This window comes from Pantoea sp. CTOTU50773 (genome assembly GCF_032082325.1).
Taxonomy (GTDB): Bacteria; Pseudomonadota; Gammaproteobacteria; order Enterobacterales; family Enterobacteriaceae; genus Pantoea; species Pantoea communis.
In genome coordinates, this window is the sequence record NZ_DAMDQC010000012.1 from 40,544 (window position 1) to 52,139 (window position 11,596).

10 protein-coding genes are annotated in these 11,596 nt (G+C 55.6%); all 10 read left to right on the forward strand.

The genetic code is table 11. The features are described 5' to 3' along the window. The first annotated feature begins 1 nt into the window (after position 1). Positions 2-2,320 (forward strand): peptidoglycan glycosyltransferase PbpC, encoded by a 2,319-nt coding sequence (gene pbpC, locus RT340_RS03480; protein WP_313374110.1) that lies wholly within the window; start codon positions 2-4, stop codon positions 2,318-2,320. Between the two features lie 169 nt (positions 2,321-2,489). Continuing rightward, a complete protein-coding gene (gene ndk, locus RT340_RS03485) occupies positions 2,490-2,921 on the forward strand; it encodes a nucleoside-diphosphate kinase (protein ID WP_007884899.1) in 432 nt (143 codons plus the stop codon). Positions 2,922-3,108: 187 nt separating this feature from the next. Then, entirely contained in the window at positions 3,109-4,278 is a 1,170-nt protein-coding gene (locus RT340_RS03490) for a bifunctional tRNA (adenosine(37)-C2)-methyltransferase TrmG/ribosomal RNA large subunit methyltransferase RlmN (protein ID WP_034825665.1), read from the forward strand. Between the two features lie 76 nt (positions 4,279-4,354). After that, positions 4,355-5,089 carry a type IV pilus biogenesis/stability protein PilW gene (gene pilW, locus RT340_RS03495; RefSeq protein WP_313374112.1) on the forward strand — a complete coding sequence of 245 codons (735 nt, stop codon included), beginning with the start codon at positions 4,355-4,357 and terminating at the stop codon, positions 5,087-5,089. Beyond that, complete coding sequence (gene rodZ, locus RT340_RS03500; RefSeq protein WP_038645413.1) at positions 5,079-6,095, forward strand: cytoskeleton protein RodZ; 1,017 nt, start codon at positions 5,079-5,081, stop codon at positions 6,093-6,095. The genes pilW and rodZ overlap by 11 nt, the downstream gene beginning before the upstream one ends. 38 nt (positions 6,096-6,133) lie before the next feature. Next, positions 6,134-7,255, forward strand: a complete 1,122-nt coding sequence (ispG, locus tag RT340_RS03505; RefSeq protein WP_034825671.1) for a flavodoxin-dependent (E)-4-hydroxy-3-methylbut-2-enyl-diphosphate synthase — start codon at positions 6,134-6,136, stop codon at positions 7,253-7,255. Between the two features lie 106 nt (positions 7,256-7,361). Next, the gene (gene hisS / locus RT340_RS03510) at positions 7,362-8,636 is read left to right on the forward strand and encodes a histidine--tRNA ligase (protein WP_097118606.1); all 1,275 of its coding nucleotides are present in this window, start codon (positions 7,362-7,364) and stop codon (positions 8,634-8,636) included. A gap of 39 nt (positions 8,637-8,675) precedes the next feature. Next, positions 8,676-9,293, forward strand: a complete 618-nt coding sequence (locus RT340_RS03515) for a YfgM family protein (protein WP_045814917.1) — start codon at positions 8,676-8,678, stop codon at positions 9,291-9,293. A 19-nt stretch (positions 9,294-9,312) separates the two neighbouring features. Next, the gene (gene bamB, locus RT340_RS03520; RefSeq protein ID WP_097118605.1) at positions 9,313-10,494 is read left to right on the forward strand and encodes an outer membrane protein assembly factor BamB; all 1,182 of its coding nucleotides are present in this window, start codon (positions 9,313-9,315) and stop codon (positions 10,492-10,494) included. Positions 10,495-10,671: 177 nt separating this feature from the next. Next, positions 10,672-11,596, forward strand: a 925-nt coding sequence (gene der / locus RT340_RS03525; RefSeq protein WP_313374118.1) for a ribosome biogenesis GTPase Der, incomplete at its 3' end; no start/stop codon positions are given.

Below are 11,596 nucleotides of genomic sequence, written 5' to 3' on the forward strand. Positions count from 1 at the left end.
AATGAAAAAAGGTCATGCACTGAAGCGGTGGCGCTGGCTGCCGCTTTTTTTACTGCTGATGCTCGTCGGTATATGGCTACTGGATCGACTCGATCCCCTGCCGCTGCAGGAAGTGCAACCTGCACGCGTGGTGGTCGCGGAGGATGGCACGCCGCTGTGGCGCTTTGCCGACAAGCAAGGCGTCTGGCGCTATCCGGTGACGCTGGAGGAGGTCTCGCCCGACTATATTCAGGCGCTGCTCACTTACGAAGATCGCTGGTTCTGGCACCATCCCGGCATCAATCCGATGGCGATTGTGCGTGCCATCGGGCAAAACCTGCTGCATCACGGCATTGTGTCAGGCGGCAGCACGCTAACCATGCAGGTAGCGCGATTGATCGACCCACAACCGCGTACGCTGCGTGGTAAGGTGGTTCAGGCCTGGCGAGCGCTACAGCTGGAGTGGCATTTATCCAAGCGTGACATTCTCACACTCTATCTTAATCGTGCGCCGTTTGGCGGCACGGTGGAAGGCATTGGCGCAGCAAGTTGGATGTGGCTGGGTAAGCCGCCATCTCAGCTCACCAAAGGTGAAGCAGCGTTGCTCGCCGTGCTGCCACAGGCCCCGAGCCGTCTGCGCCCGGACCGCTGGCCGCAACGTGCGGAAGCGGCGCGCAATAAAGTGCTGGATCGACTGGCAGAATATCAGGTGTGGTCGGCGCAGGATGTGGCGGATATTAAACAGGAAGCGATCTGGTTGCCGCCGCGACAAACGCCGCAAATGGCACCGTTGCTGGCACGCCGCCTGCTGTCGCTCTCTCCCGACAACAAAATTACCTCGACCATCGATGTGTCGCTGCAGCGCGAACTGGAGAGTCTGGCGTCAGCGATGAAAACCCAGTTGCCGCCACGCACCTCGCTGGCGCTGCTGGTAGTGGATCATCAGGATATGAAAGTGCGTGGCTATATTGGCTCGGTGTCATTCAATGACGACAGTCGCTTTGGCCATGTCGATATGATCTCCAGCGTGCGATCGCCCGGATCGGTGCTGAAACCTTTTGTTTATGGCATGGCGCTGGATGATGGCCTGATCCACGGTGAATCACTGCTGCAGGATGTGCCGCGCCGTTTCGGTGATTATCGCCCCGGAAACTTTGACTCCGGTTTTCACGGTCCGGTAAGTGCCAGCGAGGCGCTGGAGCGTTCACTGAACCTGCCAGCGGTGCAACTGCTGGACGCGCTTGGCCCGAAAACGGTGGCGGCGCGCCTGCGCAATGTCGGTCTGAACCTGCGCTTTCCGGCGGGATCCGAACCGAATCTGTCACTGGTGCTCGGCGGCACGGGCGCGCGGCTCGATGACATCGTGGCGGCTTATAGCGCTTTTGCCCGTCAGGGGAATGCCGCGCAGCTGCGCTGGTTGCCCAATCAGCGATTACAAGGGCGACCACTGCTTTCGCCGGGCGCAGCCGGGATTGGGCGACGTATTCTGGCGGGCGAAGCGCTGCCATCCGCGGCCATTCCTGATATTGCACCACTGGCCTGGAAAACCGGCACCAGTTACGGCTATCGCGATGCCTGGACGATTGGCATTACGCCCCGCTATTTAATTGGCGTGTGGGTTGGCAGGCCCGATGCCACGCCGGTTGCCGGTCAGTTTGGCTTTGCCTCTGCGGTACCGGTGATGAATCAGGTTAACAACCTGCTGGCGGGGCATATGCCGCTGCACGGCGTACCGCGCGATCCACGTCCGAAGAGCGTCAGCGCCATGAGTATTTGCTGGCCCGGAGGACAACCTTTGCCGCAGGGCGACGAAAATTGCCGCCAGCGCCGCCAAAGCTGGATACTGAATCAAACCGTGCCGCCGACACTGTTGGCACCCGGTCAGGAAGGGGTGAATGGTTTACGTCAGCGTTATTGGATAAACCCGCAGGGCTTACGCGTGGCTGCCGATTGCCCCGAGGCGCAGAGTCACGAACGTTTGATGTGGCCTCTGCCGCTGGAACCCTGGTTACCAGTGGCGGAACGCCGCCAGCAGCGCCTGCCGCCTGTTGATCCTCGCTGCCCACCCTTAAATCAGGGCAGCGCGCCACCGCTCTTGATCACCGGCGTGATTGAGGGGCAGCGTGTGCAGCCGCTGCCAGGCAAAGTGGTATTGGTGCTGCCGGTGGCCGTTCAGGGCGGAAAGGGGGCGCAGCGCTGGTGGTTTTTGAACGGGCAACCGGTGGAACAGAAGGCAGAACAAAACAGTGCGGCGCTGGTGCTCAGCGAACCGGGCCAGTATCAACTGGTGGTGATGGATGAGGCGGGCCAACTGGCATCCGTCTCATTTATTCGGGGTTAGATATCCGCGCATGCCAGATTTTGCGCGTGTTCGCCCCGACAAAAATCAATTATTTTCGATAATTCCACCAATCGGCAATAGGCAACGCCCGATGATGTCCCTATAATCGGCGCGTTTTCTTACCGGGAGCGAATTCCCGGTTTCTTCAGGATGCTAACTAGAGGTCATCATGGCAATCGAACGTACTTTCTCTATCGTTAAACCAAACGCCGTCGCTAAGAACGTGATTGGTGCTATCTACAACCGTTTCGAAAGCGCAGGCTTCAAAATCGTTGGCGCAAAAATGCTGCACCTGACCAAAGAGCAGGCTGAAGGCTTCTACGCTGAGCACAAAGGCCGTCCATTCTTCGATGGTCTGGTTGAGTTCATGACTTCTGGTCCAGTAGTTGTTTCTGTTCTGGAAGGCGAAAACGCCGTTCAGCGTCACCGTGATCTGATGGGTGCAACCAACCCAGACAACGCACTGGCCGGTACTCTGCGTGCTGACTACGCTGACAGCTTCACTGAGAACGCAACCCACGGTTCTGACTCAGCTGAATCTGCTGCACGCGAAATCGCATACTTCTTCGCAGAGAACGAAGTCTGCCCACGCACTCGCTAAGTGCGTTGCTGCCAATGCGGATAAACGACTTTACACCTTTTCATCATCGGTAAAGTCGTTCCCCTGGCATCATGCAGCAGATGTAGTACAATAATGCGCCCTTGTTGAGCCTGGCTCAGCGAGGGCGTTATTTTTTTCCTATTCTTAACCAGAGCCGTAACGTGTAACAACGAGGCCAGAGAACATTATGTCCGAACAGATTGTGACGCCGTCGTCCGCTTCCCCCGTGGTTGTTTCCCCAAAAAACGAAAAAATTAACCTGCTGGATCTTAACCGTCAGCAGATGCGCGAATTCTTTTTAGAGATGGGTGAAAAGCCGTTCCGCGCCGATCAGGTCATGAAGTGGATGTACCACTACTGCTGCGATGATTTCGAGCAGATGACTGACATCAACAAAGTGCTGCGTGGCAAATTGATGCAGCGCGCTGAAATCCGTGCGCCGGAAGTAGCGGAAGAGATGCGTTCCAGCGATGGCACTATCAAGTGGGCGATTCGCGTGGGCGATCAGCTGGTCGAAACCGTGTATATCCCGGAAGCTGACCGTGCAACGCTGTGTGTCTCTTCACAGGTAGGCTGTGCGCTGGAGTGCAAATTCTGTTCGACTGCGCAGCAGGGCTTCAACCGTAACCTGCGTGTTTCCGAAATCATTGGTCAGGTATGGCGCGCGGCGAAAATTATCGGCGCGGCGAAAATTACCGGCCAGCGTCCGATCACCAACGTGGTGATGATGGGCATGGGCGAGCCGTTGCTCAACCTGAACAACGTGGTGCCAGCAATGGACATCATGCTGGATGATTTCGGTTTTGGTCTGTCAAAACGTCGCGTGACGCTGTCTACCTCGGGTGTCGTGCCGGCACTGGATAAGCTGGGCGATATGATCGACGTGGCACTGGCGATTTCGCTGCACGCACCGAACGATGCGATTCGTGACGAAATTGTGCCGATCAACAAAAAGTACAACATCGAAACCTTCCTCGCGGCGGTTAAACGCTACATTGGGAAATCGAACGCCAATCAGGGCCGCGTGACCATCGAGTACGTGATGCTGGATCACATCAATGACAGCACCGACAACGCGCATGAGCTGGCTGCACTGCTGAAAGAGACGCCGTGCAAGATTAACCTGATCCCATGGAACCCGTTCCCGGGCGCGCCATATGGCCGTAGCTCCAACAGCCGTATCGATCGTTTCTCCAAAGTGCTGATGGATTATGGGTTTACCACTATCGTGCGTAAAACGCGTGGCGACGATATTGATGCGGCTTGTGGTCAGTTAGCGGGTGACGTTATCGACCGTACCAAGCGCACCTTGCGTAAGAAAATGGCCGGTGAAACCATCTCTGTGAAGGCGCTCTGAAACACGGCGCCTGGTGATACCCACCGGGCGTAAGCCGTGCCAGTCTCTCCTCTCAATGTCAGAGGGAGAGACTGAAATGCACAAAGGATTATCGGCAGTGTTGTTGGCGGGCTTTGTTGTAACCGGTTGTGTCAATCCACCGGTCCAGCAAGGCGCTGCGGATATCAGGCTACAGCTAGGGTTGCACTACCTGGCGGTGAAAGATTTTGCTGCAGCACAGCGTAATTTATTACGCGCTGAGCGGGCCGCACCGCAAGATTATCGTGTGCCGTTGGCGCTTGCGCGGCTGGCACAGGCGCAGCAGAATAGCGCGCAGACCCATTGGCACTACCAACGCGCCCAGCAGTTAGCGCCAGCGAATGGCTACATCGCTAACAATTACGGTGCGTTTCTTTGCGGTTTAAGGCAGTATGGCGAAGCGCATCAACAGTTTAAGCTGGCGATGGCTGCACAGGAAATCGAAGCTCGTCAGGATGCATTTCTGTTTTCGGGCTATTGTTACCTGCAGGCTGGAGAGAGTGCCTCAGCGCGCGAGTCTTTGAGCAACGCGCTGATTGCCGCACCGGAGCAGGGCAGTCAACTGCTTCTGGAAGTGGAAAGGCGGCTTGAACAGCAGGATCGCATGGCGGTTCCGCTGCTATTAGAAGTGTACCACCAGCGTTTGCCCGCAACGGCAGAGAGCCAGTGGTTACAAATACGTTTCGCCGCGCAACAGGGAAACGCTGCTGACGTTACACGTTATAGCGACCGGTTGGCGCGAAGTTTTCCACAATCGATACAGTACCAGCGTTATTTAGCTAATGAATACTGAAGCCACTCAAGAGAATTCTGCAGTACATTCCACAGGTGAACGCCTGCGTCTGGCCCGTGAGCAGATGGGGCTGACTCAGCAAAATGTCGCTGAACGCCTGTGCCTGAAACTTTCTACCGTACGAGACATTGAAGAGGATAAGTCGCCAGCTGATTTAGCTTCGACGTTCTTGCGCGGTTACATTCGTTCTTATGCTCGTCTGGTGCATGTGCCGGAAGATGACCTGTTGCCGATGATGGCGAAGCAGGCTCCCGTGCGCGCGGCCAAAATTGAGCCAATGCAGAGCTTCTCGTTAGGTAAGCGCCGTAAAAAGCGTGATGGCTGGCTGATGATTTTCACCTGGCTGGTGATTTTTGTGGTCATTGGTCTGACCGGCGCGTGGTGGTGGCAAAACCATAAAGCCTCGCAGGCCGATCTGGTCTCAATGGCCGACCAGAATGGCAGCAGCAGCGATAACAGTCAGTCTATTCCGCTGGGTGAAAACAGCACTGACAGCGCGACTGACAGTGATACCAATGCCGCCGGTACGCCGGTGGATAACGGTGCAGGTGCGGTTGCGACACCGAGTACCAGCAACAACGCGGCTTCGGCTGCCAACACCACTGCGCCTGCGACCAGCAGCGATAACGCCGTGGTTTCACCGAGCCAGGCACCGATCGATAACGCACCGCCAGCAGCCACCTCTCCGGCACCTGCCAACAGTGTACCAGCAGGTCAAATGCCGACCAGCAACGCGGCGGTAAGCCAGCCAGCGGGTGACCCAAATGCGGTGGTGATGAATTTCAAAGCCGACTGCTGGCTGGAGGTCACCGACGCTACTGGCAAGAAGCTGTTCAGCGGATTGCAACGTAGCGGCGGTAAGCTCAGCTTGTCCGGAACGGCTCCGTATCGTCTGAAAATTGGCGCTCCGAGTGCGGTTGATGTGCAATATCAGAATCAGCCCGTTGATTTAAGTCGTTTTATCCGTAATAACCAGGTTGCCCGTCTGACGCTGGGTGCGCAATAACGCGCAGCGCGCTTTCCGGGTAATTGTGGAGAGAGAATATGCATAACGAAGCACCCATTATCCGTCGCAAATCAACACGGATTTACGTCGGCAAGGTGCCGGTTGGTGATGGTGCGCCCATTGCCGTTCAGTCAATGACCAACACCCGCACCACGGATGTGGACGCCACGGTTAACCAGATTCGCCAGCTTGAGCGTGTCGGTGTCGATATCGTGCGCGTCTCTGTTCCGACCATGGATGCGGCGGAAGCGTTCAAACTGATTAAGCAACAGGTCAATGTGCCGCTGGTGGCGGACATTCATTTTGACTATCGTATCGCACTGAAAGTCGCCGAATATGGCGTCGACTGCCTGCGCATCAACCCCGGCAATATCGGCAACAATGAGCGTATCCGCCAGGTCGTGGATTGTGCCCGTCATTACAACATCCCTATCCGTATCGGCGTAAATGCCGGTTCACTGGAAAAAGATCTGCAGGAAAAATACGGTGAGCCAACGCCACAGGCGCTGCTCGAATCCGCGATGCGCCATGTTGATCACCTCGATCGCCTCAACTTTGATCAGTTCAAAGTGAGCGTAAAAGCTTCTGACGTGTTCCTGGCCGTTGAATCTTATCGCCTGCTGGCAAAAGCCATCGATCAGCCACTGCATCTCGGTATTACCGAAGCGGGTGGCGCGCGCGCCGGTTCAGTAAAATCAGCGATTGGCCTGGGCTTGCTGCTGGCAGAAGGGATCGGCGATACGCTGCGCATCTCGCTGGCGGCGGATCCGGTGGAAGAAGTCAAGGTCGGTTACGACATTCTGAAATCGCTGCGCATTCGATCACGCGGTATCAACTTTATTGCCTGCCCAACCTGTTCACGTCAGGAATTTGATGTGATTGGGACGGTGAATGCGTTGGAAGAACGTCTTGAAGACATCATCACGCCAATGGATATCTCGATTATCGGTTGTGTGGTGAACGGTCCTGGCGAAGCCACTGTTTCGACCATGGGCGTGACGGGCGGTAGCCGTAAAAGTGGTTTCTACGAGGACGGTGTGCGTCAGCGCGATCGCCTCGATAACGACAATATGATCGACCAGCTGGAAGCACGTATTCGTGCCAAGGCCAGCATGCTGGATGAAAGCCGCCGCATTAACGTGCAGCAGCTGGAAAAGTAAGGGACGGTGCGCGCCCGCCGCGTGCCGGTTTGTGATTGAACCTGTGCGGTTTCATCCTCATAAGGTATGATGCCGGACAGGTTTTTTTGTATTAAGAGATTCTAACGTGGCGAAGAATATTCAAGCGATCCGTGGGATGAACGACTACCTGCCGGCGGATACTGCGATTTGGCAGCGTATTGAGGGCACCCTGAAGCAGGTGCTGGCCAGTTATGGCTTTAGCGAAATCCGTTTGCCGATTGTAGAGCAGACCCCGCTATTTAAACGCGCTATCGGTGAAGTCACCGATGTGGTTGAAAAGGAGATGTATACCTTTGACGACCGCAACGGTGAAAGCCTGACTCTGCGTCCGGAAGGCACCGCGGGCTGCGTGCGCGCCGGTATTGAGCATGGTCTGCTGTACAATCAGGAACAGCGTCTGTGGTACATCGGTCCGATGTTCCGCTACGAACGTCCGCAGAAAGGTCGTTACCGCCAGTTCCATCAGATTGGTGCGGAAGTGTTTGGTCTGCAAGGCCCGGACATTGACGCCGAACTGATTATGATGACCGCGCGCTGGTGGAAAGCGTTAGGTATCGCTGAACACGTGAGTCTCGAACTCAACTCTATCGGCTCACTGGAAGCGCGCGCGAACTACCGCGACGCACTGGTGGCCTTCCTTGAGCAGCACAAAGACAAACTGGATGAAGATTGCAAACGTCGTATGTACAGCAATCCGCTGCGCGTACTCGACAGCAAAAACCCTGACATCCAACTGTTACTCAACGATGCGCCGACGCTGAATGAATATCTCGATGAAGACTCACGCGCGCACTTCGACGGGCTGTGCAGCCTGCTGGATGACGCGGGTATCGCTTACACCGTGAACCAGCGTCTGGTGCGTGGCCTCGATTACTACAACCGCACCGTGTTTGAGTGGGTGACCAACAGCTTAGGTTCACAGGGCACGGTGTGTGCCGGTGGACGCTACGATGGTCTGGTTGAACAGCTGGGTGGTCGCGCTACGCCAGCGGTCGGTTTTGCCATGGGTCTTGAGCGTTTGGTATTGCTGGTCCAGGCGGTTAATCCAGAATTTGAACCGACGCGCATTGTTGATGTCTATGTTATCGCTTCGGGGCAGGGCGTTCAGTCCGCTGCGATGCAATTGGCGGAAAAACTGCGTGATGCAGATCCGGCGCTGAAGCTGATGACCAACTTCGGTGGTGGTAACTTCAAGAAGCAGTTTGGCCGTGCAGACAAGTGGGGCGCACGCATTGCGCTGGTGCTGGGTGAAGACGAAGTGAAAGCGGGTCAGGTCGTGATTAAAAACCTGAGCACAGGCGATCAACAAACCGTTGCCCAAAGCGAAGCCGCTGCGACATTGCGCACGCTGCTGCAGTAAACGCAGCACTGCAACAGCCATTTAAAGGAGAGGGATTGCGTGGAAGTTTACAGCAACGAAAACGAACAGGTTGACGCACTGCGTCAGTTCTTTGCGAACAACGGCAAAGCGCTGGCTGTGGGTGTGATCATCGGCATTGCTGCACTGGGTGGCTGGCGTTTCTGGACCAGTCATCAGGATGGTGCGGATAAAGCTGCGTCGGCACAGTATCAACAACTGACCACTGCGATGCAGGCGGATAAGCCGCAAACGCTGGAAGCGGTTGCCGCCTTTGCCAATGAAAATAACAACACTTATGGCGCACTGGCTTCGCTCGATTTAGCGAAACAGTACGTTGAAGCAAATCAGTTAGATAAAGCCATTACGCTGCTTCAGAGCGGGCTGAAAGATACCAAAGATGCCAACCTGCAGGCGGTGATTAACCTGCGTCTGGCACGCATTCAACTGCAGCAAAATCAGGCCGATGCCGCACTTTCAACTCTTAACAATGTTAAGGGTGATGGCTGGACAGCCATTATTGCGGACATTCGTGGCGAAGCACTGCTGAGCAAAGGCGACAAGCAGGGCGCACGTGATGCCTGGAGCAAAGGTGCTGAATCGCAGGCCTCTCCTGCGTTGAAGCAAATGCTGCAGATGAAGATGAATAACTTAAGTTAAGCCAGTCAAGAGAGCGCACATGGAATTACGTAAATACCTGCTGCCAGGGCTGATTTCAGTCACTCTGCTCAGCGGTTGCTCGCTGTTCAGCGGCGAAGAAGATGTAGTAAAAATGGCTCCGCTGCCGAAAGTGGAAAACCAGTTTACGCCACAGACGGCCTGGAGCACCTCGGTGGGTGATGGCGTTGGCGATTTCTATTCCAATCTGCATCCAGCCTGGCAGGACGGTACCGTCTATGCGGCCGACCGCTTTGGCGTAGTGAAAGCCCTGGATGCCAGCAACGGTAAAGAGAAATGGAAAGTCGATCTCTCTGAGAAAACCGGTTTCTTCTCGAAAAACATCTCAGCTCTTCTCTCTGGCGGCATTACCGCTACCAGCGATCGCATTTATATCGGCAGCGAGCGCGGCCAGGTCTTTGCACTGAACAATAACGATGGCAGCATCGCCTGGCAGACGAAAGTCGCCGGTGAAGCGATGTCGCGTCCAGTTGTGAGTGATGGCCTGGTACTGATCCACACCAGCAACGGTATGTTGCAGGGGCTGGACCAGAGTACTGGCGCGATCAAATGGAGCGTCAACCTCGATATGCCTGCGCTGTCACTGCGCGGTGAATCTGCACCGACTGTGGCATTCGGTGGTGCGATTGTCGGTGGTGACAATGGCCGCGTGAGTGCAGTAATCATGAACCAGGGGCAGTTGATTTGGCAGCAGCGTATTTCGCAACCAAGTGGCGCCACAGAGATTGATCGTCTGAGCGATGTGGATACGACGCCGGTTGTGGTTAACGGTGTGATCTATGCGCTGGCTTACAACGGTAATCTGACCGCGCTGGAACTGCGTTCAGGCCAGATTCTGTGGAAACGCGAAATCGGCGGCGTGAAAGACATGGTGGTTGATGCGGGTCGTATTTACCTGGTCGATCAGGATGACCGCGTGATTGCGCTCAATGCCGACGGTGGCGTGGCCATCTGGCGCCAGAGCGATCTGCTGCATCGCAACCTGACTTCACCAGTGCTGTTTAACGGTTATCTGGTGGTTGGCGATAGCGAAGGTTATGTGCACTGGATTAACACCCTTGACGGGCGCTTTGTTGCGCAGCAGAAACTGGACAGCGATGGCTTCCAGACTGACCCGGTGGTTGCCGGTGACAAGCTGCTGATCCAGGCGAAGGGCGGCGAAGTTTACGCCATCACTCGTTAAGATTGGGCTTTGCAGGAACCGGCTTCCTGCTCGCTAATACGGCTCCTGATTCGTCAGGGGCCGTTTCGTTTTTAGTCAGGCATGGTATTCTTAGCGCCTTCAGCCTGACGCCTTCTGGCAAATGTCGTTATAATCACGCCATTCGGGCGATTTATTTTTAAAACTGAGGCAAGTGTTATGGTACCTGTGGTCGCGCTGGTTGGGCGTCCCAATGTGGGAAAATCTACGCTATTTAACCGCTTAACGCGCACTCGTGATGCGCTGGTAGCGGATTTTCCTGGACTGACTCGCGATCGCAAATATGGTCGCGCCGAAGTGGAAGGGCGCGAATTCATTGTTATTGATACCGGCGGTATTGATGGCACCGAGGAAGGCGTCGAAAACCGCATGGCAGAACAATCGCTGCTGGCGATTGAAGAAGCGGATGTGGTGCTGTTCCTGGTGGATGCGCGTGCGGGTGTGATGCCGGCCGATCAACAGATCGCCAATCACCTACGTTCGCGCGAAAAAGCCACCTTCCTGGTCGCGAACAAAACTGACGGTCTCGATCCTGATGCTGCCGTGCTGGATTTCTATGCGCTGGGCTTGGGTGACATTCACCCGATTGCGGCCTCGCACGGTCGCGGTGTGAACAACCTGCTTGAAGCTGCGTTGCTGCCATGGATGGAAGAAGCCGTTCCGGAAGTGGAGTTGACGGAAGAAGAAGAAAACGCCGCTTACTGGGCCGCGTTAGAAGAAGAAGAGGACGAGAAGGCGTTGGCGGAGGAGGAAGAAGAAAACTTCGACCCGACCACCTTGCCGATCAAGCTGGCTATCGTTGGCCGTCCTAACGTCGGCAAGTCCACGCTGACTAACCGCATCCTGGGTGAAGACCGCGTTGTGGTCTTCGATATGCCGGGCACCACGCGTGACAGCATCTACATTCCAATGGAACGTGATGAGCGCGAGTATGTGTTGATTGATACCGCCGGTGTGCGTAAACGCGGGAAAATCACCGAAACCGTAGAAAAATTCTCTGTCATCAAAACGCTGCAGGCCATTGAAGATGCCAACGTGGTGATGCTGGTGATTGATGCACGTGAAGGCATTTCCGATCAGGATC